Origin of the sequence: Clostridium peptidivorans, from assembly GCF_900205925.1 — a bacterium.
Taxonomy (GTDB): Bacteria; Bacillota; Clostridia; order Clostridiales; family Clostridiaceae; genus Clostridium_AK; species Clostridium_AK peptidivorans.
Genome location: NZ_OAOD01000016.1, coordinates 58,565 through 84,837, shown reverse-complemented (window position 1 = coordinate 84,837; position 26,273 = coordinate 58,565). Strand labels below are relative to the sequence as shown.

Here is a 26,273-nt window from a genome sequence, read left to right as displayed (position 1 = left end):
AGAACACAAGGTTGATAGGTCAGAGGTGTAAGTGCAGTAATGCATTCAGCTGACTGATACTAATAGGTCGAGGGCTTGATCTAATTATTACTCTGTGCAATTTTGAGAGAACAACTCTCTAAATATGGTTATGATGAATAACCTAAAAAGGAAACTCCTCAGCGTAGCTGATGAGTACTCTATATCTAGAAAATCGAAGATTTTAAGAGCTAGAGCATCTGGTGATTATGGCTTGAAGGTAACACCCGTACCCATTCCGAACACGAAGGTTAAGCTTCAAAGCGCCGATGGTACTGCCGGGGAGGCCCGGTGGGAGAGTAGGTCGTTGCCAGATAAACAATCCTGAGCTGAAAAGTTCAGGATTGTTTTATTTTTTGAAGTATTAAAAGTAGGCTAGAAATGAAACAATGTATTTCCGAGGAAACAAAGTGGTAAAATGCAGGGCAAAAGCTCTGCATTTTTAATGTGAAATAATATCATGACAGTATAATTAAATTAATATATCGTATTGATAAATGCTTGAATCTATAAGGATTTTTTATTGTGGTAGCTAATTTTGTGATAAAATTAAGTGGCAGTATAAAATCAATTGATAGGGAAATAATTAATTATGAAATAAGCAGGGAAAATAATAATTGATTGGATGTAAATGGGAGGAACTATAAATGAATGAAGTATTAAAGGTAATTAGAGAAAGAAGAAGCACAAGAATGTTTAAAAGTGAACAAATAAAAGATGAGCAGCTAAAGGAAATTTTAGATGCTGGTATATATGCACCAAGTGCTACAAATAAGCAGCCTTGGCACTTTACAGTAATTCAAAATAAGGAAATGATAGATCTACTTAGTAACGGATTTAAGGAGCTAGCAAAGAAATCAGACAATGAATATATTAAAAAATTTGGAGAAAATAAAAATTTTCATGTGTTTTACAATGCTCCAACTGTAATACTTATTTCAGGGGATGAAAGTAATCAGATGGCAGTTGTAGATTGTGCTGCAGCTACTGAAAATATGCTATTGGCAGCAGAATCTTTAGGAATTGGTTCCTGCTGGGTTGGATTTGTAGCTTACCTATTAAATAGTGAAGAAGGTAAGGAATATTTAAAGAAATTAGGAATTCCAGAAGGCTACAAACAAATACACTCCGTAGCTTTGGGTTATAAAAAAGTAAATATAACTAATGCACCAGCAAGAAGAGAAAACATAGTAAATTATATAAAATAAAAAGTGCCATGTACATGTATTCGTTTATAAAAAAAATATGATAACTACAAAATAGAGTAAATATTTAAGGACAGGTTTTGACTTTCTGCATAAAATGCAGAAGTGGTTGATGCCTGTCTTTATTAAGTTCCAAGTTATAGTTAAGTATAGTGAAAACTATCAAAATAGCTATATGGAATTTTGGGGATAAAACAAATTATAAATGTTAGCAAATCTTTAAAATCTATGTAATTTTTTACAGTGACGTAACATAATATAATACAATTACAAAAGTAAAGTAACGTATTAAAGGTCGCTAGCAAAGCTTTTAGGTCTTTAAAGTAATTAAAATTTCAAAAGGGGGAAAATTCATGTTAAAAAAGAAAAGGAGAGTTTTGGCCTTAATGGCAAGTTTCTGCTTGGGAATTTCGCTATTTAGTGGCTGCGGAAAGTCTGAAACTAAAGAAAGTACGGTAAAAGATTCTTTAGTGGTAGCAACAGCCTATGATGCAAAATCACTTGATCCACATGTTGTTAACGATGTTGCATCATCAAATGTAATGACTCAAATTTACGGGACACTTGTACAGATGAATGAAAAAAATGAAGTAGTGCCTATGCTTGCAGATTCATTTAGTCAGCTAGATGAGCTTACATATGAATTTAAGCTTAAAAAAGGCGTGAAATTTCACAATGGTGAAGAAATGAAGGCTAGTGACGTAAAATTTAGCCTAGAAAGAGCTGCAAAATCAGCACTTGTATCACATATTTTTGGGGATATAGATACAAGCAGCTTTAAAATGCCAGATGATTATACAATATCATTTAAAACTAAAGCTCCGTCATCTGGGTTTCTTGCAGGTTTAACACACTGTGGTGGAAGTATATTAAGTGAAAAGGCTGTTACAGCAGCTGGAGAAAAATATGCTATGAGTCCTGTAGGAACTGGTCCATTTAAATTTGTTAGTTGGACAAAAGGCGATAGAGTTGAACTTGAAAGATTTAATGACTTTTATGGGGATAAGCCTAAATTTAGTAAAATGACTATAAGAGTAATTCCAGAACCTACAAATAGAGCAATAGAACTTGAAAGCGGCGGAGTAGATATAGCTTATGAAATATCATCTAACGATATAAAAAGAATTGAGGAAAATGAAAAATTACAAATTGCAAGAATAATTGATAACTCAACTCAATATTTAGGATTTAATAATCAAAAGAAGCCATTTAATGACGTAAAGGTTCGTCAGGCAATTAGCTATGCTTTAAATACAAAGTCAATTGTAGAAACAGTTTGGAGAGGAGTAGGAAAGGTTGCAGTTGGACCAATAGGACCAAATGTACTTTATTCAGATAAGAGCCTTCAGGTGCATGAATATAATGTTCAAAAGGCTAAAGAATTATTAAAGGAAGCTGGATATGAAAAGGGATTTAAGACAACTATTTGGACAAATGAGAAAAAAGAAAGAGTTGATATGGCAACAATAATGCAGAGCCAATTAAAAGAAGTTGGTATAGATGCTGAAATAAAAATTCTTGAGTGGGGGGCATACTTAGATGGTCTTTCAAAGGGTGAGCATGATATGTTTATCATAGGCTGGACATGCCAGACTCCAGATCCAGATTTAGCAGTATATGCACCTCTGCATTCATCAAAAGCTGGTACAGGCGGTAATTATTCATTCTTTAAAAATGCCAAAGTTGATGAATTAATAATGAAGGGTAGAGTTATGAAGAATTCACCAGAAAGAGAAGAAATATATAAAGAAATTCAAAAGGAAGTTAAGGAACAGGCACCTTGGGTATTCTTATCAAATGGTGAGCAAGTTGTTGGTACTAGCAAAAGTGTAAAAGGCTTTGTGCCAAGTCCATTTGGATATCATGTACTTTATAATGTTAGTTTTCAATAGAATATAAAAAATTTAATAGGGGTATAGAAATATACCCCTTAAATCAAATCATTAAAGTATTAATGAGGGGAGGAATAAATTTGATAAAATATATAATTCGTAGAGTTGTTTTCCTTATACCAGTAATTATTGGAGTAACCTTTATTGTATTTTCATTAATGTATATAACTCCAGGAGATCCAGCAAAAATAATCCTTGCAGAATCAGCGCCAGAGGCTTCTGTTCAGCAGTTGAGAGAGGAGATGGGGCTTAATAAACCCTTTATAGTTCAATATGGCAATTATCTAAAAAATTTAGTAGTGAATCAGGATATTGGAAATTCCTATGTAACCAAAAGACCTGTACTAAAAGAATTGGCAGATTGTTTTCCTGCAACTTTTAAGCTTGCAGCATTATCTATGGTATTTGCAATTTTGCTGGGTATTCCAATAGGAATAATATCAGCTGTAAAGCAGTATTCGTGGTTTGATTCTGTTTCTATGATATTTGCTTTAATAGGAATATCAATGCCAGTATTTTGGCTAGGATTACTTTTAATACTTCTCTTTGCAGTTAAACTACATTTATTTCCGGCATCTGGCTTTAGTAGCCTAAAGTATATGATTTTACCAGCGGTAGCACTTGGTGCACAATCAGTTGCAATAATTACCCGTATGACACGATCCAGTATGCTTGAGGTAATAAGACAAGATTATATTAGAACAGTTAGAGCTAAGGGACAAAAAGAACGAGTGGTTATTTTAAAACATGCACTTAGAAATGCATTGATACCTATCATCACAATAATTGGACTTCAGTTTGGGGGATTACTTGGAGGTGCGGTACTAACAGAATCAATTTTTTCAATTCCAGGCATAGGAAGATTGATGGTTGATTCTATTAAAATGAGAGATTTCCCTGTAGTACAGGGGGGAGTTTTATTTATAGCAATAGCGTTTAGTATTGTAAACTTGCTGGTTGATTTACTATATGCCTATGTAGACCCAAGAATAAAGTCTCAATATAGTTAATCAATTAAAGGGGGTACAAGTAGATGAGTGGAGTTAATATAGAAATAAATAAGGAAATGAATAAAACTACCAAGAAAAGAACTAGTCAGTTAATGGAAGTATGGAAAAGACTTAGAAAGAACAAACTTGCCTTGGTAGGGCTAGGTATAATAGCAATTTTATTGTTAGTTGCTATTTTTGCAGATTTTATAGCACCCTATGCATATGACAAACAAAACCTTGAAGCTACTTTTCAGTTCCCAAGCTCAGAGCATATTTTTGGAACAGATGAATTTGGAAGAGATATTTTCAGCCGTATTATTTATGGTTCAAGGATATCCTTAGAGGTTGGATTTATTGCAGTTAGTATTGCTGTAATTACGGGTGGTGTACTGGGAGCTTTAGCTGGATATTATGGTGGTATGCTAGATAATATAATAATGAGATTTATGGATATACTGCTTGCCATACCACAAATACTTCTTGCAATATCAATAGTTGCAGCTTTAGGTCCAGGACTTATTAATCTTATGATTGCAGTTGGTATTTCGTCTATACCAGGTTACGCTAGAATAGTAAGAGCCTCTGTATTATCAATAAAGGATCAGGAATTTGTAGAGGCTGCTAAGGCAGCAGGATCTAGTAATACGAGAATAATTTTTAAGCATATTATTCCCAATGTTATGGCACCTATCATTGTGCAAGCAACTTTAGGTGTTGCACTTGCAATATTGACTGCAGCAGGTCTTAGCTTTATTGGGCTTGGAATTCAGCCACCAGCACCTGAATGGGGTTCAATGCTTTCCGGTGGAAGAGGATATATAAGAGACTATTGGTATATGACTTTGTTTCCTGGACTTGCAATAGTTATCACAATATTTGCGCTTAATGTTTTAGGTGATGGTCTAAGAGATGCATTAGATCCAAAACTTAAAAATTAGGTTCTAAAGATTAGGAGAGTGATGAGATGAGTAATAGTGAGAATTTATTAGATATAAAGAATTTAACTATTCATTATAAAACCGATGAAGGAACTGTTCATGCTGTTGATGGTTTAGATTTATCTCTGGGCTATGGCGAGACACTCGGATTTGTAGGGGAAACTGGTGCAGGTAAAACTACCACAGCACTTGGGATAATGCAGTTGATTCCAAATCCTCCAGGAAAAATAGTCAGCGGAGAGATATATTTAGAGGGTGAAAATTTACTTGAAAAGTCAGAAAAGGAAATGCGGGATATACGTGGAAGTAAGATTGCTATGATATTTCAGGACCCAATGACTTCTTTAAATCCAGTTATAACAGTTAGAGAACAAATAGCAGAAATGATTCAGCTTCATGAAAGTGTTACAAAGGAAGAGTCTTTAAAAAAAGCTGAACAAATGCTTGAAACAGTAGGAATAAGAAAGGAAAGAGCTAAAGATTATCCCCATCAATTTAGCGGAGGAATGAAGCAAAGGGTTGTAATAGCAATAGCACTTGCATGTAATCCAAGTCTTTTGATTGCTGATGAGCCTACAACTGCTCTGGATGTTACAATACAGGCACAGGTACTTGACCTAATGAAGAACTTGAAAGAACAGTACAAAACTTCAATGATTATGATAACTCATGATCTTGGAATTGTAGCAGAAATATGTGATAAGGTAGCTATTATGTACGCAGGTAATGCTGTGGAATATGCAGATAAGAGAAGCTTGTATTTAAATCCTCTTCATCCATATACAAATGGATTATTTGATTCCATACCTGATTTGGATAGGGATCAGGAGGAGCTGCCAGTAATTAAGGGATTAACACCAGATCCTACAAATCTTCCATCAGGATGTGCTTTCCATCCAAGATGTCCTAAAGCAATGGGAAAATGTTCATTAAGTAAGCCGCCTAAGATAGAAGTAGAAAAAGGACATTTTGTAAATTGTTTTATTTATGAGGACAATAAAGAAAGTTAGAAGGGAGGATAGAAAATGGCAGAGAAGTTATTGGAGATTAACAATTTAAAGAAATATTTTAAAACAAAAAAAGGGATGCTTCATGCAATAGATGATGTTAGCTTTTATATCAATAAAGGAGAAACATTGGGGCTAGTTGGAGAATCAGGCTGTGGAAAATCCACAACAGGAAGGGCAATACTTCGTCTTCATGAGCCAACTAGTGGACAAGTAATATATAATGACGAGGACATAGTTAAATATAGCCCCAGAAAAATGAAAGATATGAGAAGAAAGATGCAAATAGTCTTTCAAGATCCATATTCATCATTAAATCCAAGAATAACTGTTTCAGAACTTATTGCCGAACCTCTTTATGTAAATAGAATATATAAAAACAATGCAGAAATAGAGGCTAGAGTTAAAGAAGTAATGGAAACCGTAGGACTTGAAGAAAGGTTGATAAATGCGTATCCGCATGAGCTTGATGGCGGAAGACGACAAAGAATAGGCATAGCAAGAGCCTTAGCGCTGAAACCAGAATTTATTGTACTTGATGAACCTGTATCTGCACTTGATGTATGTATACAAGCTCAGATATTAAATTTAATGAACAGTTTGCAGAAGGAGTTTAATCTTACCTATCTATTTATCTCTCATAATCTCAGTGTTGTTAAGCATGTAAGCGATAGAATAGCAGTTATGTACCTTGGAAAGATAGTGGAGCTATCAGATTATAAATCTATATTTAAAAATCCACTGCATCCATATACTAAGGCTCTTTTATCTGCCATACCAATACCTAAGGTGGATGTAGAAAAGGGAAAAATTATCCTTGAAGGGGACGTACCGAGTCCTGTAGATCCACCAGATGGATGTAGATTTTATGGTAGATGCAATTGTAAGCATGATATTTGTAAGGAGAAAACGCCTGAGTTAAGAGAAATAGGAAATGAAAGGTATGTTGCCTGTCATTTTGCAGGTCAATAAAATATTTAGGAGGCATAAAAGTTGAATATTGATATGAAATATGTAAAAGACCTTATGGCGGAGATTTTTAGTATTCCAAGTCCTGGAGGGGATACATCAACTATAACTCAAAGACTAAGAAAAGAATTTGAAGGCATGAATATACCTGTTACTACCACAAGAAAAGGTGCCATTATGGGCACAATAACTGGGGAAAATGATGAGGAGCATAAGCTGATTTCTGCACATGTAGATACATTAGGTGCAATGGTAAAAGAAATTAAATCTAATGGTAGAATAAGGCTTTCAGCCATTGGCGGCTATGCGTGGACTGCTTATGAAGGAGAAAATTTAATAATAAAGACTATGCAAGGTAAGGAATATACAGGTGTTTTACTTCCTGATAAAGCTTCTATACATGTTCACTCCGAGGAAGTCCGGGAAACTCTAAGAACAGAAGAAAACATGGAAGTAAGAATTGATGAAGATGTACATACAAAGGAGGATACTCTAAAGCTTGGAATAAGAGTAGGGGATTTTGTTGCTTTTGATACAAGAACAATTTTTACTGATAATGGATATATAAAATCAAGATATATTGATGATAAAGCCTGTGTTGCTGTTTTGTTTGGTGTGTGTAAATATTTAAAAGATAATAATATAAAACCTAAGAATACAGTACATTTCTTTTTAAGCAATTATGAAGAAATGGGACATGGGGTAACAGCAATACCTGAAAAAACTGTTGAAATGCTTGCACTGGATATTGGAACTGTAGGAGAAGCACATACCTCAGATGAACACTGTGTAACTATATGTGCTAAGGATAGTCGTACACCCTATGATTTTGGATTTAAAAAGAAGTTAGTTGAACTTGCAGAAGAGGGAGGCATTGGCTACAGAGTTGACGTACATTATAGATATGGTTCTGATGCAAGCTTATCAATACTTCAGGGTGTAGATGTAAACTTTGCTTGTATAGGACCAGGAGTGGATGCTACTCATCATTATGAAAGAACTCATATGGATGCTATTGTAAATAACATTAAATTAGTTATTCAGTATATTATATAGTGCCACCCACATGGCAAGTGGCAAGTCTTTTGTTTGGGGGCCAGGCCCCTGGGTTAAAATGGAAGTTGTGCCAAGTAGATGGGGACATAAATATGCCAAGTTAAAAAAGAAATAGACACTTTTTAAAATGATCTAGTTCTTTTTTAACTATTCTAGTTATTTTAATATTTTCAGCAAGTATTACTTAGTTAATTGTTCTATGATATACTCAAAACCATGTTCTCTATAGTCATTCCAGAATTTATCACGATCTTCTGGGAACTGTACGGGTTCACTTAAACGCTGTTGTTCTGTAAAAGATTCTTCTTTTGGACGCTTTTCGTATTTTAATTCTTTGCTGCATTTTTGAAGAAGCTCAGCACCTTTTTCATTATTAACTAAAATTACAGAAACTCCTTTTGTATCCATCCATTCAGGAGCATACTTTTCAATTCCCCAATAGTCTGCAATAGTAATATCTGATGCGCGGTGTATATCTGTAAATTGACACTCTGAGCAAGAAGGACGCGTAATGGTCTTTGCACCGAAGAAAAGCTTGTAAAATCTTTCATCGTTATGGATATCTTCACTGCTTGAAGTTTTAAACAGAAATGTTTTATTACTATTTTCTCGACTCCAGTCAATTATTTTAGATCTAAATTGAATATCTGTTAGTTTTCCACCATGTTCTTTTTCTAATAACTTCTTATAGTCCTCCCAAATTAAAGGGCTAGGAATACTATGGCAAATCAAATCGCATACATATAGATTTTCAGTGAGTGGTGAATCACCCATATATGCTCTAAGTCCTGCATCTTGACAAGGCGTTCCAGTAAATAATACTGTTCTTTTATCCATTAAGTCTTTTTTTATTTGCTCAAAAATATTCCCTATATTGCTCTGTACATATTTAGATACTCTCATTCGGTTTCTACCTTCAATAGTTTCAGTTCTTCTGTGCAATACACGGAAGTCATCATCATAATCAACGCCATAAATTACTCCACCTTCACGAAGTATTACATCGGAAAGTGCTGTGAAAGCTCCTCCAGATGTAGAATTCATAAGAACTTCTTCTGATTTATGCTTGGCTACTAAAAATGCTGGTTCAGCTTTTTGTTTATAATTTCCCTCACAAATTAAAGGACAAATGTTTACGCATTTGTTGCAATCTACACATAGTGATTGGTCTATAACAGGATACAAAAATCCTTCTTCATCTGGTTTCATATGAATTGCCTTTGTAGGGCAAGAATTGTAGCAAGCACTACAACCAGAGCAATATTCTTTCTTTAAATAAACTTTTTCCATGATAAATCTTCCCTTCTTTGAAAATGTCATTAACAGCTACTCTGATAGATTCTATTATACCATATTTTAGGGAGCAGACACCTGGAATAAAGAGCTATTTTTAAAAGTTGCTAACCCTTCCTGCATTTGTTTTGGGGGCAGACCCCTGGGGTAAAATGGGAAAAATAGATGTTGATTTCAAGGTAAAATTGGAAACATATCTCAGACGTTAAGAAATTCTTAAGATTTATGTTGGGCACTTATTAAGATTTAGTTGATATCATTATTTTAGAGTTAGCAGTAAGGGATGTGTTATAATATGGATAAATTAACGTGTTGAGGTGAGTGGGATTGAATATATTGGTTTGCGATGATGATAAGGAAATACTAGATGCCATAAAGATTTATTTAACAAATGAAGGGTATACAATATTTAAAGCTTCTAATGGAATAGAGGCACTAGAAATAATTGAGGAAAAGGAAATACATCTTGTTATAATGGACATTATGATGCCTAAAATGGACGGACTCAGAGCTACAATGAAGATAAGAGAAAACAATAATATACCAGTGATAATGCTTTCGGCAAAAGTTGAGGACACGGATAAAATAATGGGATTAAATATGGGAGCTGACGATTATATAACTAAGCCATTTAATCCATTAGAATTGATTGCAAGGGTTAAGTCTCAGCTAAGAAGATATACAACCTTAGGAAGCCTTGAAACAAAAGATAATGTATTTAAAACAGGAGGACTTGTAATAGATGATGAGAGTAAGATTATAACTGTAGATGGGGAAGAGGTTAAACTTACGCCAGTACAATATAAGATATTAAAGTTATTGACTGCAAATGCGGGGAGAGTATTTTCTATAGACGACATATACGAGAAGGTATGGCATGAAGTTGCCTTTAATCCGGAAAATACTGTAGCAGTTCACATAAGAAAAATAAGAGAAAAGATTGAAATAAATCCTAAAGAACCAAAATATTTAAAGGTGGTGTGGGGAATTGGATACAAAGTGGACAAGATATAGTCATTCATTAACAACTAAGATAGTTCTTTTTATAATGGTCATTGCATGTTTTACTGGCGCAATAACAATTTTTATGAATTTAATAAGCACTAATAATGATGATTTTGGAGTAGTCTTTGAAGATAGCTATTATCAAAGCTCAAAGTTTATAGAAGAGAGCAGTAGTGTTATAGATGTATTAACAAAAATAACAGTGAAATATAAAAATCAGGAAAATGTTTCAAAGGGCGGATGTATAACAGAGGATAGAATTCAAAGTGAGGTAAACAACAGCAATTTATATTGGGAGTTCCAGGATCATTCTAAGCTGTATAATCCTAATTTGAGTTATGAAGAAAATTATAAAAAATTTAAAGAGATTTATGCTGATAAAATTTCTCAAATAAAGAATGATTTAATAAAGGAAGACTTAAAGAATTATAATGTATGTGTTCAAAGATTAAAAAATCTCAACGGAGTTATGTATTATGCAAGTGATGGTACAAATACATTAACAAACACTACAGATACCAGCAGAGGATATTTTGAGTCTTTTCCTTCTTATATGATATATGATAGAGTTCAAGAAAAGTTATATCCAAAAGAGATATGGAATAACAAATCTAATGACAGAAAGTATAATTGGATTTCATCAAATGTTAATGAATTACATCAACAGGATTCTGTTATATATATTGGATTCACGAATGAGTATTTGAATCCAGCAATTGAACAGTGGCAACAAAGCAGAGTAATTATTAATAGTAGTCTTTATGAAATAGCAGGATTTTTACTAGGATTATTGGTATCATTTATATGTTTAATACTTATTACAGGTAGAAGATTCTTTGGGGATAAAGACATAAATTTAAATTCTTTTGATAAATTATATAATGATATTAACTTAGCTGCATGTGCATTCTTAATAGCACTATGGGGGATAGCAGTAAATGCCATAGGTATTTATAATGTCGGCAAGATTGTAATTCCATTAACAATTTCCATAGGTTCACTAGGATTGATTTTAGTATTGACATTAATTAAGCATATCAAAAATAGAACATTCATAAAGAATACATTGGTTTATAGAATATTCTATAGGGTATTTAAGTTTGTAAAAGAAGTATATAATAGTGGAAGTTTTGCTGTAAAGGTTGTTTTAATAACCATAGGATATCCAGCATTAATTGCCTTAACTTTTTTCATGTTTCCAATAACAATTGGAGCAGCGGTATGGATAGCGTTTAAGAAGGTAAAGGAATTTCAGTTAATAAAAGAAGGGGTAGAGAGAGTAAAAGATGGTGAGCTGAACCATAAAATAAACCTAGAAAGTAAGGGGGAACTTGGTAAACTTGCCTCAAATATTAATAGTATAACAGAGGGATTAAACAAGGCAGTTGAAAATGAGGTTAAAAGTGAACGTTTAAAAACTGAATTAATCACAAATGTATCTCATGATATAAGAACTCCTTTAACTTCAATTATTACCTATGTAGATTTACTCAAAAAAGAAACAGATAAATCAAAGGCGGATGAATATATAGAAGTACTAGACCAAAAGTCTCAAAGACTTAAAATATTAACAGAGGATTTATTTGAGGCTGCTAAAGCTTCTAGTGGAAGTATTCCAGTAGAATATGAAAAGATAGATGTTACTTCCTTAATAACTCAAGGTCTTGGGGAACTTAATGATAAAATTGAAGAACTAGGGTTAGAATTTAGGCTAAATCATCCTAAAGATAAAGTTTATATTAAAGCAGATGGGAAATTGTTTTGGAGAGTTATAGAAAACTTATTGTCCAACATATTTAAATATGCTCTTACAGGCTCAAGGGTATATATAGATATTGAAGAATTAGAAAGTGAAGCAAGGATAGTAATTAAAAATATTTCTGCTTATGAATTAAACATCTCTGCAAATGAACTAATGGAGCGTTTTAAAAGAGGAGATGAATCAAGAAGCAGTCAAGGCAGTGGACTTGGATTATCCATAGCTAAAAGTCTCATTGATATTCAAAATGGAAGCTTTCATATAGAAATAGATGGAGATTTGTTTAAGGCTATGATTGAAATGCCAAAATTTTAGGGGCCAGATCCTTGGGTTAAATTGGGAAATTGGAAAGCGCCAGAAAAATTATAATTAAACTTGTGAAGTTTGGATTAGATAGTAATGGTTTAATAGCATTATTAATATCTGTTTAGATATTAATAATGCTATTTTTAAATTTGAATTTGCTTTCCTTATAAAATCCTTATAATTATGATTTATCCTTTAATTATAAGGAGGAGATATAAAATGAAGGATATTATTTTAGAAACGAAAAATTTAGGTAAAACATTTAAAAAGCAAGAGGCAGTAAAAGAGGTATCGATTACAGTTCCAAGAAACTCTATTTATGGTCTCCTTGGACCAAATGGAGCGGGAAAATCAACTTTGCTTAAAATGATTGTAGGTATGCTTAAACCTACATCAGGTGAAATCTTATTTGAAGGTCATAAATGGAGAAGAAGGGATTTACAAGTAATTGGTTCACTTATAGAGGCAGCCCCACTATATGAAAATCTGACCGCAGTGGATAATTTAAAAGTTCGCACCACAGTACTTGGACTGTCAGATGCAAGAATTGAAGAAGTTTTAAATATAGTAGGACTTGAGGATACAGGGAAAAAACGAGCAGGCCAGTTTTCTATGGGAATGAAACAGCGATTAGGGATTGCAATTGCACTACTTAATAATCCCAAACTATTAATATTAGATGAACCTACCAATGGACTTGACCCATTTGGAATACAGGAGCTAAGAAGCTTAATAAAATCTTTCCCGCAAAAAAATATTACAGTCATATTGTCAAGCCATATATTAAGTGAAGTAGAACAGATAGCTGACCATATTGGGATTATATCTGGTGGTATTTTAGGCTATGAAGGGGAACTAAGAAAAGGGGAGAACTTAGAAAAACTTTTTGTAGAAATTGCTGGAAAGTATAGGAGGGAGGTATAAAGATGCTTCAGTATTTCTTATCAGAAAATCTAAAAATAAAAAATACTTTTTTAAAGAAAATCGTATGGATAATGCCAATATTGACTGTTTTGCTTTCGTTTTTTCTGGCAGCAAATTATTTTCAAGTTGATAGTTATAACTGGTGGTATGCTATGATGCTTCCAGGATCAGTTTCATTAACTTGCGCACTTTTAAGCAAGGTAGATGGCTCTATGAAAAACAGAGCTGTACTAGCACTTCCAGTTGATTTAAAAAAAATATGGTTTGCTAAAGTTTTTGTAGGAATAAAAAATCTTTCCATATCCTGTATAATTATTTTTTTAAGTGTACAGTTAAGTCCGCTTGTTATTGATAGGCAAGTAATAGGGGAAATTTCATTTTTAAATTCATTAGCAGCTACGATATTACTTATTATTACATTTATGTGGCAGATTCCATTATGCATGTTTCTTGGAAATAAGATAGGTATTTTTTTAACATTGCTAATAAATGTGCCTTTGAATATTATATTTATGATCTTATCTGTTAAAAAGTACTGGTGGGCAATACCTTTTTCATATCCAGCTAGACTTATGTGTCCTGTTTTAAAAATTCTTCCTAATGGATTATTAGCAAAGCCAAGAAGTGAGACCTTTACACCAGAATTGCTTAATTACTCATCTATACCCTTTGGCGTCTCTATTTCTATCATTTTATTATTAGCTGTTACTTATTTTACAGCTAGATGGTTTGAAAAGCAGGAGGTGGTATAATATGAGCACAATTTTAAATATGATAAAGGCTGATTTTATAAAGATGAAGAATACTCCCTTTTATTGGATTCATATTTGTATTCCAATTATAGGGATAGTTATGTTCCTATGGTACTATTCTTTTTCAACCTGGAATGCAGTAAGTAAAGTTCAAGGGTATGTACAAGCAGTTTCAATAATATTTCCTATATTAATAGGAGTTGTGTGTTCCATGGTTGTAGAACAAGAAGCCATGGCAGGTGGATTTAAAGAAATGCTGGGAACAGCATATGGAAAACAAAAGAGCCTTTTTAGTAAGATAGTATTGATGCTGATTTTGGGTTTTATTTCTACAAGTGTAACTGTAGGAGGTTTCTTTATTGGATTTCAATATATTTTGCAGCAGAACGTATTGCCTATAACTTTTTATGAAGATATAATTTTAATTATATTCGGAAGCCAGATTTTTATATATTTATTTCATATATGGTTAAGCTTTTTATGGGGAATTGGAGCATCTATAGGAGTTGGGATATTTGAAAGCTTATTTTCTGCTTTGGTTATTACTGGACTTGGGGATGGAATATGGCAATGGATACCCTGTGGATGGTCAGTTCGATTTTGTGATTATTTTCTTATAAAGTGGTATAGTTTAGAAGGAATAACTAAACAAGCAGCTGAGATTAAATCTGGAATTGTAAATAGTGTTTTATTAACTATTTTGTTTGGATTATTTTTAGTAATATGGTTCAACTTTTATGAAGGCAGAAAAGAAAAATAATTTTAAGTTTGGGGAAATTTTCATTATTAACAGGGGGAGTTAAAATGGCATATATTTTGGCAATAGATGATGAAGAGGGAATACTAAGCATCATAAAAACGGCATTGGAAAGAGAAAGACATAATGTAGATACGGTGTCTAATCCAACACTTTTATCTAGAAATCAATATCTTAGATACGAGTTAATACTGCTTGATGTGATGATGCCAGAAATTGATGGGTTTTCACTATGTAAGGAAATCCGTAATATAGTAGACTGCCCTATTATTTTTTTAACAGCAAAGACTATGGAACAAGATGTGGTAACAGGGTTTAGCTTAGGCGCGGATGACTATATATTAAAACCCTTTGGAATTAATGAGTTAAGAGCAAGAGTAACTGCCCATTTAAGACGAGAACATAGAGAAAAACAAAATGCCTTTTTCATTTCTAATCTTAAGTTTTATATGACGTCAAAAGAAGTTTATTTTAATGATATGTTAGTTTCTTTTACAAAAAGTGAATACAATATTTGTGAGTATTTGGCTATCAATCATGGACAAGTATTTTCTAAAGAACTTATATATGAAAAAGTTTTTGGGTTTGATGGGAATAGTGATACAACAGCTATTGTGGAGCATATCAAGAATATACGAATGAAGCTGAAAAGTATAGGAATGAATCCTATAGAAACAGTTTGGGGAGTTGGATACAGGTGGAAATAATTAATAGGCAAAAAAATATTGGCAGGATTTTTGCACTTTACATCATTTATTTTTGTGCAGCTACAATTTTATTCGCAATTTCAATTTTTGTTTTATTTGGATTTATGCTACAAAATAAAACTATTCTGCCTGCTAATTATTGTGAACAATACATTGAACAAAAAAGAAATGATATTGCCAAAGCTAAAGATGTGAGGCCACTAATACCAGAAGAATGCAAATATGCAGTTTATAATTTAGACGGAAAATTGGTTCAGGGAAATGTTTCAGAAGAAAAATCTTTGGATATGTGGAAAATTCTTCAGGACAATAAAACGAAAGAAGGAAATCACTTTTATAAGATAATACAAAGAAAAAATGAAATTTGCATAGTAGAGTATAGTTTGATAGCTAAGTTTTCTAATCCAATGCTGCAAAAGTATATGCCCAATGCTGAAAAATTTTTTTTATTACAATATATTATTTTGTTTATTAGTGAAGTCATTATTTTTTCAAGGTGCTTCCGTAAAAGATTGTCAAAAGAAATGAAAATCATAAAGGACACTACAGAAAATATACATATGGGAAACTTGGAGTTTCAAATAAAGTACTCAAATATAATTGAGATTAATGACATACTTTCTGCATTAGATAAGATGAAAATGGAATTACAGCAATCCCTTAATAAACAGTGGAAGATGGAGCAGTCAAGAAAGGAACAAATGGCAGCACTGGCTCATGATATAGGAACTCCATTGACAATTCTTAAAGGAAATGCAGAGCTTTTAAACGAACTGGATTTAAATTCGGATCAAAGTACATTTGTTAAAAATATCTTAAGTGAGAGCAGTAAAATGGAAGTATATATGAAGTCATTAATTGAAATTATTAAGTCAGAAAGAGAAACTGTAATTCAGAAAAAAGAGATAGATTTGCAAAACTTTATTGAGGATATATCAGAAGTTGGACATTCAATGGCAAGGGATAAAAGAATTGAATTTATAAGAAGAATTGGAGAAATTCCAAAATATTTTTTAGCAGATGAGATAGCATTGCAGCGTGCAATAATTAATGTTATATCCAATGCTGTGGATTACAGTCCTGTAAATGGGAAAATATTATTTCAAGCTGATATCAATAATGAACATATAAGGTTTATAATTGAGGATTCAGGGAGAGGATTTACACAAGAAGAATTAAATTATGCTACAGAACAGTTTTTTCAGGGTAATAAGAGCAGAAATTTAAAAAATCATTATGGTATGGGATTATATATTGCAAGGGAATTTTTGAGACAGCACAATGGAAATTTATATTTAGCAAATTCCAAAGAAACCGGCGGTGCTAAAGTTACTTTAGAAATACCAATAAATTAATTATAAAATATTTTTTTAAGTTAACGCTGTAAATTCTATTAGGTTAGAATCTACAGCGTTAATTTTAACTTCTAACAAATAACAATAATCTTATATGGTGTGGTTTGGGCTGGTATACTTCTTGTGGTAGCACCATAGACAACAATTAGATTTCGATTTGCAGGGCTTTCGGTAAAAGATTGATCATTTCTCAATAGTATTTTAGTATGTGGTGAAATGTTTAATTTTAAGTTACCATCACTACTTATTAGCGCTGAGTTAAAATAGTCTACTTTTACATTTTGAACCGCTGTATCTTTTGACATAACAATTGCACGAAGCTGTGGTGGGTAAATTAAAGGCACAGGTGCATTTGCATCATAAAAACCAGTGACATTATCTCCTAGTGTCAATGTTACGTGATCAACAAAGTAAGTACTTGGTGTCACCACAAAATTAACTATATTTCCATCTTTATTTTCTACAGACATTATTTTATTACAGCCTACTCTTTCTTCGGTTGTTGTCATAAAATTATCAATCATAGTAATAGTACCAGAAAAAGATTTGAAAGTTGCCAATTCTTAATCCTCCAAATTTAGTTATATACTTTAATATATGAATTTTGTGGAACTTGTGTTAGCTTTAAAAGAAATTATTTGTGTAGATATTTGCATGGATCACCTTAAGCAATGAAGCCCCTGGCAGAAGTGCCGAGGGTTTTCCTATGCATAAGTCTTATAAAAAACTCATAAATATCTCCATAGCAAAAAAAGTCCATTTAGAATAATGTAACAATTAATATTAGGAATTCATCTGCAGCTACATACAGAAAAATGGAGTAAATTATTAGTTTATGTAGAATATGATGGATAATTTACCAAAACGCATGTAATTGATTATATAAAATTATTAAAACGAGTTTGTAATAATAATTATTAAATAGTATAATAAATTATATAACTATTATATGTAAATAATAAATATTGTTCTAAATGTGGCATACAATAGCAAATTCAGCAATTAGATAACTTTTAAATGAAAAAGTCATTGTATAGATTACCTAGGGTTAACAAGTTTCCATTGCTGTAATTTACCAATAAGTTGCATTTATGAAATTGTTTTAATTATGAGGAGGTATATTTATGTTTTTTAAGACTACAGAACAACATGAAGATTTTAGGTTAAAAATTAGACAGTTTGCTGAAGAGCAAGTTAAACCAATTGCATTTATGTTGGATCAGGAAAATAGATTTCCTTCAGAAGTGGTTCATGGACTAGCTGAGATGGGAGCAATGGGAATTCCATATGCAAAGGAGTATGGTGGAGAAGGTCAGGATGTAATCAGCTACGCAATTGCCGTTGAAGAATTATCAAGAGTTGATGGTGGTACAGGTGTAATTCTTTCTGCTCATACATCTTTAGGGACATACCCCATTGCTGCCTATGGAACAGAAGAACAAAAACAAAAGTACTTGATCCCGCTTGCAAAGGGAGAAAAGCTTGGTGCATTTGCCCTCACCGAGGAAAATGCCGGTAGTGATGCTGGTGGTACTGAAACTACTGCTGTCTTGGAAGGTGATTATTATATCTTAAATGGTGAAAAGATATTTATCACCAACGGAGGCGAGGCTGATACTTACATTGTCTTTGCTGTTACTACACCTGATATAGGGACTCGAGGAATCAGTGCCTTTATCGTAGAAAATGGCTGGGAAGGCTTTACTTTTGGTAAACATTACGACAAGATGGGTATTCGTTCTTCTGCAACTGCAGAGTTGATTTTTAATAATGTGAAGGTACCTAAGGAAAATTTATTAGGTAAAGAGGGAGAAGGTTTCAAGATTGCTATGTCCACATTGGATGGCGGGCGTATTGGTATTGCAGCTCAAGCTCTAGGCATTGCACAAGGAGCTTATGAGAATGCATTGGAGTATTCAAAAGAAAGAGTTCAATTTGGAAAACCTATCTGTCAGCAGCAAGCTATTGCTTTTAAGCTAGCTGATATGGCTACAAAACTTAGAGCAGCTAGATTGCTTATTTACAGTGCAGCAGAACTTAAACAAAATCACGAGCATTATGGTATGGAATCTGCTATGGCAAAACAATATGCTTCAGATGTCTGCCTTGAGATAGTTAACGACGCTGTTCAAATATTTGGCGGAAGTGGTTATCTTAAAGGTATGGAAGTTGAACGTGCTTATAGGGATGCTAAGATTTGTACAATATATGAAGGAACTAATGAGATTCAGCGTGTGGTTATTGCTGCGAGTATCATTGGAAAGATGCCCAAAACCGAGCAGGTAGGTAAGACTTCACGTGAACCTGCCACAGGTTATCGTAAGAAAGTAATCTATAAGGATGGAACTCTTGAAGAAAGAGTTAATGCTCTTGTGGAAGCTCTTAAGACAGATGGCTATGATTTTACAGTTGGAATTCCTATGGATACTCCTATAAGCAAGGCTGAAAGAGTAGTTAGTGCAGGGCTAGGCATAGGGGAAAAAGAAAATATGAAGCTTATAGAAGATTTGGCAGTACAAGCTGGTGCAGCCATAGGTTCTTCCCGTCCAGTAGCTGAAACCCTTAAATATGTACCACTTAATCGCTATGTTGGTATGTCTGGTCAAAAATTTAATGGAAATCTTTATATTGCCTGCGGTATTTCTGGTGCAGGTCAGCATTTGAAAGGGATAAAGGATGCTGCTACAATTGTTGCTATAAATATTGATCCTAATGCTAAAATATTCAAGAATGCAGACTACGGTATTGTTGGAGATTTAATGGAAGTCTTACCACTGCTTATTAAAGCTTTAGACAACGGAGAAGCAAAGAAGGAAGCTCCACCAATGAAGAAGATGAAGAGAGCTGTTCCGAGGAAAGTTGTTCCAACTTGGAAACATTATGTATGTAATGGATGTGGTTATGAATATGATCCTGGCGTTGGTGATCCAGAAGGGGAAGTAGCTCCAGGAACTCTATTTGAAAATATACCAGAAGAGTGGACTTGTCCTGCTTGTGGTGAAGAAAAGGATATGTTTATAGAAGTGTAGCTCCTATAAATGAACACAATAATATGTTTTTAGTGTAAAGGAGGATTAATCAATGTATTGTGTTAGAAAAATAACTGAGGATCTTTATTGGGTTGGTGGTAACGATCATCGCCTTGCTTTATTTGAAAATATTCATCCCATTCCAAGGGGTGTTTCATATAATTCTTATTTACTTTTAGATGAAAAGACAGTACTTTTTGATACAGTGGACTGGTCAATTTGCCGTCAGTTTCTTGAAAATATTAAAGGGGTTTTAGGAGACCGAACTTTAGATTATATGGTAATAAACCATATGGAACCAGATCATGCAGCATGCATTGAAGAAATTGTTCTTCGTTATCCAGATGTAAAGATTGTATGTACCGAAAAAGCTTTCATGTTCATGCATCAGTTTGGCTTCCAAATTGATGACAATATAACACAAGTTAAAGAGGGAGATACTATGTGCTTTGGAAAGCATAATGTTGTATTTGTATCAGCTCCAATGGTACATTGGCCAGAAGCTATGGTGACCTATGATACTACCGATGGTGTATTGTTTTCAGCTGATGCCTTTGGATCCTTTGGTACTTTAGATGGTAAGCTCTTTAATGATGAGATGAACTTTGACCGTGATTGGCTTGACGATGCCAGAAGGTATTATACAAACATTGTAGGAAAGTACGGACCTCATGTTCAAGCTCTTTTAAAGAAAGCTAGTACTATTGACATTAAGATTATATGTCCGCTGCATGGGCCAGTATGGCGTAATGATTTGGGATACTTTTTAGATAAGTACAGCAAGTGGAGCAGCTATGAACCTGAAGAAAAGGGTGTAATGATTGTATACGCAACAATGTATGGGAATACAGAAGCTGCTGCTACTGATTTGGCAACAAGGTTAGTTGAAAAAGGAATGACCAATGTAGTTATGTATGATGTTTCAAAAACTCATGTGTCCTATTTAATTTCTGAGTCATTTAAATATAGTCATATAGTTCTTGCTTCCGTAACCTATAATTTAAAAATTTATCCACCAATGCTTGGTTATATTATGGATATGAAGGCATTAAATCTTCAAAAACGTACTTTTGCCATTATAGAAAATGGCTCATGGGCTCCTCAATCAGGCAAATTAATGCATGAACTTATAGATGAGATGAAAGAAATGACTATTTTAGATAATGAGATGACAGTGACATCATCATTGAAAGATAGTGATGAGGATTCAATGGATGCTCTTGCTGATAGTATTATAGCATCAATGAAATAATTTAATATTTAAAAGTAGTAGCTAACTATTTGCTTAGGGAGCTACTATTTTTTTGAGATTTTTCCCACATGCAATACTGATTTGGAACAATTTTTATATTTTCCCATAGTTATGGTATAATAAACAGGATTGATTTTTGGCAATTAATTATTTCTTTAAAAGAAAATGTTTGGAATTTTTTAGTTGAGGGGGAGAGTTATATGGGAAATGATGTGACTGTTGAAATAAAAGATCTTCGCATGAGTTATGGAGATAAAGAAGTTTTAAAGGGAATAAATTTGGAAGTGCATAAAGGTGAGGTTATAGGTTATATAGGCACTAATGGAGCTGGAAAAAGTACAACAATTAAAATAATATTAGGCATCGTTGAAGGGTATACAGGAGAGGTAAAGGTTCTAGGACAGGACATATCCAAGGATAAATTAGAGTATAAAAGGAAAATTGGATATGTACCTGAGGTTGCTGAAATATACGACAATCTTACTGCAAGAGAGTATCTTACTTTTATAGGAGAACTGTATGGAATGAATGGTGAAATGGTAGATAAGAAAGCTGAAAAGCTTATGGATATATTTGGCATAGGTGATTCCTATAATTCAAGAATTAGCTCTTATTCTAAAGGTATGAAGCAAAAGGTTTTAATCATATCAAGTTTACTTCATAATCCAGACATATTATTTTGGGACGAACCTTTGAGCGGATTAGATGCAAATAGTGTAATGATTGTAAAGGAAATTCTTGCTCAGCTGGCAAAGCAGGGTAAAACTATATTTTATTCATCTCATATAATGGATGTAGTTGAAAAAATAAGTAATAGAATAGTGCTATTAAATAATGGGGAAGTTGTGGCAGATGGCAGCTTTCAGCAGCTTAAGGAAAGCTCAAAAGAGGGATCTTTGGAGCAAATATTTAATCAAATTACAGGTTTTAGTCAATACGAGGCCATTGCAGAAGAATTTGTATCAATAGTTGAAGAGGTGTAATTCAATGGAAGATTTTAAGATTTTGAGATTTTTAGATAAGTTAAAACCTATATTTGAAAAGCTTGGCGTTGACTATAGGGTAATGAGAAAAATCCTTCAAACGAAATTACTGATGGATGGAAGAAGAGTACCAACGGTTTTTGCTAGTAATAATAAAAATAAAGAAGATGATGGTAATAAATTTTTAAAATCTCTATGGATATATATTTTTATGGGATTAATATTAATTCCCTTTGTAATTATGAAAAATAATTATATATATCAGATGAGTATTGTATTTGTAATAGTTATGTTTTTCGTTATGACCTCTTTAATTTCGGATTTTTCTTCTGTGCTTTTGGATATTAGAGATAAAAATATAATAGGGACAAAACCTGTAGATCCAAAAACATTGAGATTGGCAAAGACTATTCACATTTCAATATATATGTTTTATATAACCGCTGCTTTAGTAGGGCCAGCACTTTTAGTGAGTTTATATGCCCAAGGAATAGTATTTTTCGTTATTTTTCTTTTTTCTATAATATTATTAGATTTGTTTATTATAGTACTTACATCATTGGTATATTTTTTGATTTTAAGATTTTTTGATGGCGAAAAGCTTAAAGATATAATTAATTACATTCAAATAATCTTAACAATAGTACTTTCAATAGGATATCAATTACTAGCAAGATTATTTAGTATAGTGGACTTAAAAATTCAATTTACCCCAAAGTGGTGGCAGTATTTTATAGCACCTATCTGGTTTTCTGCACCATTTCAAATGATTAAAAAATCAGAGGTAAATAGCTACTATGTAACGTTGACCATTATGGCTATTGTGATTCCAATTGTATCAATTGTAATCTATACAAAGCTAATGGCTACTTTTGAAAAGAATCTTCAAAAGCTGAATAATAACCATGAAAACAATAAAAAAGCTAAAAGAAAACCAATTGAATTACTTTCAAAGATATTATGCAGAAGTAAAGAGGAAAGAATATTTTTTAGGTTTGCTTCTGATATGATGAAAAATGAAAGAGAATTTAAGCTTAAAGTATATCCTTCATTAGGATTTTCTATAGTGTTTCCTTTTATATTTTTATTTCAGCAGCTTGCAATATCTAGTATGAAAGAGATTTCTCAAGGCAAGTCATACTTTTTTATATATTTTTCCGGCATTATGCTATCTACCATTATGCTTATGATTAGATATTCTGAAAGATATAAAGGAGCATGGATTTATAAAGCCTTACCAATTAATAATGTTTCACATGTATTTAAAGGGACAATAAAAGCCTTTATAGCAAAGCTATTTTTTCCTATGTTTTTATTTCAATCTATAATTTTTATTGCTATATTTGGAGTTAGAATAGTACCTGATATATTAGTAGTATTTTTAAATATGATGATATTTAATACCTTATGTTTTATGGCAGCGGAAAAATCCTTACCATTTTCACAGCCCTTTGGCTCAGCACAGAAAACAAATGGATTTGTAAATTTCATGTTAACCATAGTACTTGGTATTTTGGGAGGAATTCATTATAAAATAACCAATATAAGTTACGGTTCATATATATATTTATTTTTATCATTTATAGCAAGTTTTGTGATCTGGAAAGTGGCATTTAATGTCTCGCCTAAAAAGGCTGTGAGCAAATCAGCAGAAATGTAATAATAGATGATCATGTTACTATTTAATACATTTTAATGAGTTGCTATTATAATTTAATACAGTTAATTTGGAAGTTTAAGTTCATTAAATATTGGGCGATATAAAAAGTGTTGCAAAATGTATAATAAGAAAATAGAGATAAAAATAAGCATGGCTTTATAGCACATGCTTATTTGTTTTATTATTTTGTGTAATTATCAAAGTAACCTTGGATGAATATTATAGGAGTACCTTTATCTCCACTTCCTGAAGTTAAGTCGGAAAGTGATCCTATAAGATCAGTAAGCTGTCTTGGAGTAGTACCTTGGGATTCCATAGCACCTACAAGATCTGCTTCTTTATTTATAATATATTCTGAAATAGCTTTTTTAAGTTCTTCACCTTTTAAGTCAGCAAAGTTATTGTCAGCAAGATATTTTAATTTAACTTCGCTAGGTGTACCTTCAAGTCCTGATGTATAAGCTGGTGATACAACTGGGTCAGCAAGTTCCCAAATCTTACCCACTGGATCTTTGAAAGCTCCATCGCCATAAACCATAACTTCTACAGTTTTACCTGTCTTTTCTTTAAGCACTGCTTGTATTTTATCCACTACAGGCTGACAATTACGTGGGAAAAGCTTAACACTTTCTTCTGTTGATTTATTTGAACCTAAAAGACCATAAGCTTCATTATAGCCACTGCCATCAATGGATGCTGATAAAATATTGTCTAGGCTGTAAATTTTATCTCCGCCATTAGCTTTTAATATTTTTTTAGTTCTAAATCTTGAATGGATATCACAAGTAAGAACATTTTTTGTATAATTTAAAATAGTTTTTGGGTTATTTGAGAAGATAACTTCACATTCAGTGCCATACTCTTCGATTAAAGATTTATAATAATCAATATAGTCAACACCAGTAAAAGTATGTTTTTTATATCCAAAATGACCACGGAATTCTTCTTCAGTTAAAACATCTGTCCAAGGATTAACTCCTTTTTCATCAAGCTCGTCTATATCTACTAAGTGATTACCTACTTCATCAGATGGATAGCTAAGCATTAAAACAATTTTCTTAGCTCCTTTTGCAATACCGCGAAGGCAAATAGCAAAACGGTTACGGCTTAAAATAGGGAATATTACTCCTAGAGTATCGTCTCCAAACTTTGAACTTACATCCTTTGCAATGTTATCAATAGTTGCATAATTTCCTTGAGCACGAGCTACTATTGATTCTGTTACAGTAACAATATCCTTATCATTAATAGAATATCCTTCTACTTCAGAAGCTTTTAATACAGTGTCTACAACTATTTCAGCAATATCGTCTCCTGTTTTGATAATTGGGGCACGCAGACCTCTAACTACAGTTCCAACAATTCTTTCCATTTTATATCTCCTTAATTCTTTTCAATTTATATAGAATTTATATTTAACACTTATACTTGTAATATACAACATTTTTATGATATAAGTAAAATAAATATATATAATAGAAGATATAAGGAGAGCTTATATGATAGGTAAATTAGATTTATATAAAGTTTTTTGTGAAGTAACTAAGTATGAAAGTTTTTCTAAAGGAGCAAAAGCACTGTATATGACCCAGCCTGCTGTAAGCCAAGCTATTATGCAGCTGGAAGAAGAGCTTGAGGTACGGCTTTTTACAAGAACATCTAGAGGTGTAGTTCTTACTAATGAAGGGAGACTACTATTTGAGTATGCAAATTCTGCTATAAATTTAATTAATGTAGGGGAAGAAAAACTATTAGAATCTAAAAACATAATGCTAGGAGAGCTAAAGATAGGGGTAGGGGATGCTATTTCACGATATTTCTTGCCACCATACTTAGATAAATTCCACAGTGAATACCCAAGTATCAAGCTAAAGATTGTAAACAGAACAACTTTAGAGCTTTGTTCCATGTTAAAGTCAGGAGAAATTGATATTGCAATTTGTAATTTCCCCATTGAAGACCCTTCTTTAGAAACAAAAAGATGTATGGATGTGCAGGATATTTTTGTTTGTGGAGATAAGTTCAAAGATACACTGTCCATGCCTTTAAGTTTTGAAGAATTATCAAAATTACCGTTGATACTGCTTGATAATAAATCAAATTCAAGACGATATGTAGAAAAATATATCTTATCAAAGGGGATTGAAATCACCTCAGAAATTGAGCTTGGATCGCACGATTTGTTATTAGAATTTGCAAAAATAAACTTAGGTTTAGCCTGCGTTATTAAAGAATTTTCACAGGAATACTTAAAAAATGAAATTTTATATGAAGTTAAAACAGTGGAAGAAATACCTAAAAGAAGTATAGGAATGTGTTTTTCAAAGAGCGTGTCCCTTTCTCCAGCTTCCAAAAAGTTTGTGGAGATATTAGAAAGTGCCACCCACATGGCAAGTGGCAAGTGAATTATATTA

22 protein-coding genes and 2 rRNA genes are annotated in these 26,273 nt (G+C 32.7%); 21 read left to right on the top strand and 3 right to left on the bottom strand.

Features of this window, described 5'->3' with window-relative positions; genetic code table 11:
• The 9 genes from CRN98_RS13020 to CRN98_RS12980 form a co-directional block, all read left to right on the top strand.
• Positions 1-83: ribosomal RNA gene (locus tag CRN98_RS13020) — 23S ribosomal RNA — on the top strand; the annotation flags it as partial.
• Between the two features lie 134 nt (positions 84-217).
• Positions 218-334: ribosomal RNA gene (rrf, locus tag CRN98_RS13015) — 5S ribosomal RNA — on the top strand.
• 331 nt (positions 335-665) lie between these two features.
• The gene (locus CRN98_RS13010; RefSeq protein WP_097027857.1) at positions 666-1,226 is read left to right on the top strand and encodes a nitroreductase; all 561 of its coding nucleotides are present in this window, start codon (positions 666-668) and stop codon (positions 1,224-1,226) included.
• A gap of 350 nt (positions 1,227-1,576) precedes the next feature.
• Entirely contained in the window at positions 1,577-3,115 is a 1,539-nt protein-coding gene (locus tag CRN98_RS13005) for a glutathione ABC transporter substrate-binding protein (protein WP_097027856.1), read from the top strand.
• 80 nt (positions 3,116-3,195) lie between these two features.
• On the top strand, positions 3,196-4,125 hold the full coding sequence (gene nikB / locus CRN98_RS13000; RefSeq protein ID WP_097027855.1) for a nickel ABC transporter permease: 930 nt from the start codon (positions 3,196-3,198) through the stop codon (positions 4,123-4,125).
• A gap of 23 nt (positions 4,126-4,148) precedes the next feature.
• Complete coding sequence (locus CRN98_RS12995; protein ID WP_097027854.1) at positions 4,149-5,045, top strand: ABC transporter permease; 897 nt, start codon at positions 4,149-4,151, stop codon at positions 5,043-5,045.
• Between the two features lie 26 nt (positions 5,046-5,071).
• Entirely contained in the window at positions 5,072-6,055 is a 984-nt protein-coding gene (locus CRN98_RS12990) for an ABC transporter ATP-binding protein (protein WP_097027853.1), read from the top strand.
• Between the two features lie 15 nt (positions 6,056-6,070).
• Entirely contained in the window at positions 6,071-7,024 is a 954-nt protein-coding gene (locus tag CRN98_RS12985; RefSeq protein ID WP_097027852.1) for an ABC transporter ATP-binding protein, read from the top strand.
• Between the two features lie 21 nt (positions 7,025-7,045).
• Positions 7,046-8,077 (top strand): M42 family metallopeptidase, encoded by a 1,032-nt coding sequence (locus tag CRN98_RS12980; protein WP_097027851.1) that lies wholly within the window; start codon positions 7,046-7,048, stop codon positions 8,075-8,077.
• A gap of 180 nt (positions 8,078-8,257) precedes the next feature.
• Here CRN98_RS12980 and CRN98_RS12975 read toward each other — a convergent pair whose 3' ends face one another.
• Entirely contained in the window at positions 8,258-9,367 is a 1,110-nt protein-coding gene (locus tag CRN98_RS12975) for a Coenzyme F420 hydrogenase/dehydrogenase, beta subunit C-terminal domain (RefSeq protein WP_097027850.1), read from the bottom strand.
• 330 nt (positions 9,368-9,697) lie between these two features.
• Here CRN98_RS12975 and CRN98_RS12970 point away from each other — a divergent pair, with 330 nt between their 5' ends.
• The 7 genes from CRN98_RS12970 to CRN98_RS12940 all read left to right on the top strand — a co-directional run bounded on the left by CRN98_RS12970 (position 9,698) and on the right by CRN98_RS12940 (position 16,935).
• Positions 9,698-10,384 carry a response regulator transcription factor gene (locus CRN98_RS12970; protein ID WP_097027849.1) on the top strand — a complete coding sequence of 229 codons (687 nt, stop codon included), beginning with the start codon at positions 9,698-9,700 and terminating at the stop codon, positions 10,382-10,384.
• Positions 10,359-12,449: a HAMP domain-containing sensor histidine kinase gene (locus CRN98_RS12965; RefSeq protein ID WP_423237103.1), complete on the top strand. Its 2,091-nt coding sequence runs from the start codon at positions 10,359-10,361 to the stop codon at positions 12,447-12,449. The genes CRN98_RS12970 and CRN98_RS12965 overlap by 26 nt, the downstream gene beginning before the upstream one ends.
• Before the next feature lie 210 nt (positions 12,450-12,659).
• A complete protein-coding gene (locus CRN98_RS12960) occupies positions 12,660-13,364 on the top strand; it encodes a lantibiotic protection ABC transporter ATP-binding protein (protein ID WP_097027848.1) in 705 nt (234 codons plus the stop codon).
• Positions 13,365-13,366: 2 nt separating this feature from the next.
• A complete protein-coding gene (locus CRN98_RS12955) occupies positions 13,367-14,116 on the top strand; it encodes a lantibiotic immunity ABC transporter MutE/EpiE family permease subunit (RefSeq protein ID WP_097027847.1) in 750 nt (249 codons plus the stop codon).
• Position 14,117: 1 nt separating this feature from the next.
• Positions 14,118-14,876, top strand: coding sequence for a lantibiotic immunity ABC transporter MutG family permease subunit (locus tag CRN98_RS12950; protein WP_097027846.1), 759 nt, complete (start codon positions 14,118-14,120; stop codon positions 14,874-14,876).
• 44 nt (positions 14,877-14,920) lie between these two features.
• Positions 14,921-15,580 carry a response regulator transcription factor gene (locus tag CRN98_RS12945; RefSeq protein WP_097027845.1) on the top strand — a complete coding sequence of 220 codons (660 nt, stop codon included), beginning with the start codon at positions 14,921-14,923 and terminating at the stop codon, positions 15,578-15,580.
• Positions 15,571-16,935, top strand: coding sequence for a sensor histidine kinase (locus CRN98_RS12940; RefSeq protein ID WP_097027844.1), 1,365 nt, complete (start codon positions 15,571-15,573; stop codon positions 16,933-16,935). Before CRN98_RS12945 ends, CRN98_RS12940 begins: the two co-directional genes overlap by 10 nt.
• A 71-nt stretch (positions 16,936-17,006) precedes the next feature.
• Here the strand turns inward: CRN98_RS12940 and CRN98_RS12935 are convergent, their stop codons facing one another.
• Positions 17,007-17,444, bottom strand: a complete 438-nt coding sequence (locus CRN98_RS12935) for a hypothetical protein (protein WP_479723516.1) — start codon at positions 17,442-17,444, stop codon at positions 17,007-17,009.
• Between the two features lie 615 nt (positions 17,445-18,059).
• Between CRN98_RS12935 and CRN98_RS12930 the strand changes: the two genes are divergently transcribed.
• The 4 genes from CRN98_RS12930 to CRN98_RS12915 all read left to right on the top strand — a co-directional run bounded on the left by CRN98_RS12930 (position 18,060) and on the right by CRN98_RS12915 (position 23,859).
• Positions 18,060-19,964, top strand: a complete 1,905-nt coding sequence (locus CRN98_RS12930) for an acyl-CoA dehydrogenase family protein (protein ID WP_097027842.1) — start codon at positions 18,060-18,062, stop codon at positions 19,962-19,964.
• Positions 19,965-20,016: 52 nt separating this feature from the next.
• Entirely contained in the window at positions 20,017-21,216 is a 1,200-nt protein-coding gene (locus CRN98_RS12925) for an FprA family A-type flavoprotein (RefSeq protein ID WP_097027841.1), read from the top strand.
• 200 nt (positions 21,217-21,416) lie between these two features.
• Positions 21,417-22,199, top strand: coding sequence for an ABC transporter ATP-binding protein (locus tag CRN98_RS12920; protein WP_097027840.1), 783 nt, complete (start codon positions 21,417-21,419; stop codon positions 22,197-22,199).
• Positions 22,200-22,203: 4 nt separating this feature from the next.
• Positions 22,204-23,859 (top strand): hypothetical protein, encoded by a 1,656-nt coding sequence (locus CRN98_RS12915; RefSeq protein WP_097027839.1) that lies wholly within the window; start codon positions 22,204-22,206, stop codon positions 23,857-23,859.
• 181 nt (positions 23,860-24,040) lie between these two features.
• Here the strand turns inward: CRN98_RS12915 and CRN98_RS12910 are convergent, their stop codons facing one another.
• Positions 24,041-25,231, bottom strand: coding sequence for a coenzyme F420-0:L-glutamate ligase (locus tag CRN98_RS12910; RefSeq protein WP_097027838.1), 1,191 nt, complete (start codon positions 25,229-25,231; stop codon positions 24,041-24,043).
• Positions 25,232-25,358: 127 nt separating this feature from the next.
• Between CRN98_RS12910 and CRN98_RS12905 the strand changes: the two genes are divergently transcribed.
• Positions 25,359-26,264 carry a LysR family transcriptional regulator gene (locus CRN98_RS12905; protein ID WP_097027837.1) on the top strand — a complete coding sequence of 302 codons (906 nt, stop codon included), beginning with the start codon at positions 25,359-25,361 and terminating at the stop codon, positions 26,262-26,264.
• Positions 26,265-26,273 lie beyond the last annotated feature (9 nt).

Bases quoted from the DNA above. Each gene is read 5' to 3' on its own strand.
- CRN98_RS13010 (WP_097027857.1), top strand. From the start codon at position 666: ATGAATGAAGTATTAAAGGTAATTAGAGAAAGAAGAAGCACAAGAATG.
- CRN98_RS13005 (WP_097027856.1), top strand. From the start codon at position 1,577: ATGTTAAAAAAGAAAAGGAGAGTTTTGGCCTTAATGGCAAGTTTCTGC.
- CRN98_RS12995 (WP_097027854.1), top strand. From the start codon at position 4,149: ATGAGTGGAGTTAATATAGAAATAAATAAGGAAATGAATAAAACTACC.
- CRN98_RS12990 (WP_097027853.1), top strand. From the start codon at position 5,072: ATGAGTAATAGTGAGAATTTATTAGATATAAAGAATTTAACTATTCAT.
- CRN98_RS12985 (WP_097027852.1), top strand. From the start codon at position 6,071: ATGGCAGAGAAGTTATTGGAGATTAACAATTTAAAGAAATATTTTAAA.
- CRN98_RS12975 (WP_097027850.1), bottom strand. From the start codon at position 9,367: ATGGAAAAAGTTTATTTAAAGAAAGAATATTGCTCTGGTTGTAGTGCT.
- CRN98_RS12960 (WP_097027848.1), top strand. From the start codon at position 12,660: ATGAAGGATATTATTTTAGAAACGAAAAATTTAGGTAAAACATTTAAA.
- CRN98_RS12955 (WP_097027847.1), top strand. From the start codon at position 13,367: ATGCTTCAGTATTTCTTATCAGAAAATCTAAAAATAAAAAATACTTTT.
- CRN98_RS12950 (WP_097027846.1), top strand. From the start codon at position 14,118: ATGAGCACAATTTTAAATATGATAAAGGCTGATTTTATAAAGATGAAG.
- CRN98_RS12945 (WP_097027845.1), top strand. From the start codon at position 14,921: ATGGCATATATTTTGGCAATAGATGATGAAGAGGGAATACTAAGCATC.
- CRN98_RS12935 (WP_479723516.1), bottom strand. From the start codon at position 17,444: ATGACAACAACCGAAGAAAGAGTAGGCTGTAATAAAATAATGTCTGTA.
- CRN98_RS12930 (WP_097027842.1), top strand. From the start codon at position 18,060: ATGTTTTTTAAGACTACAGAACAACATGAAGATTTTAGGTTAAAAATT.
- CRN98_RS12925 (WP_097027841.1), top strand. From the start codon at position 20,017: ATGTATTGTGTTAGAAAAATAACTGAGGATCTTTATTGGGTTGGTGGT.
- CRN98_RS12920 (WP_097027840.1), top strand. From the start codon at position 21,417: ATGGGAAATGATGTGACTGTTGAAATAAAAGATCTTCGCATGAGTTAT.
- CRN98_RS12915 (WP_097027839.1), top strand. From the start codon at position 22,204: ATGGAAGATTTTAAGATTTTGAGATTTTTAGATAAGTTAAAACCTATA.
- CRN98_RS12910 (WP_097027838.1), bottom strand. From the start codon at position 25,231: ATGGAAAGAATTGTTGGAACTGTAGTTAGAGGTCTGCGTGCCCCAATT.
- CRN98_RS12905 (WP_097027837.1), top strand. From the start codon at position 25,359: ATGATAGGTAAATTAGATTTATATAAAGTTTTTTGTGAAGTAACTAAG.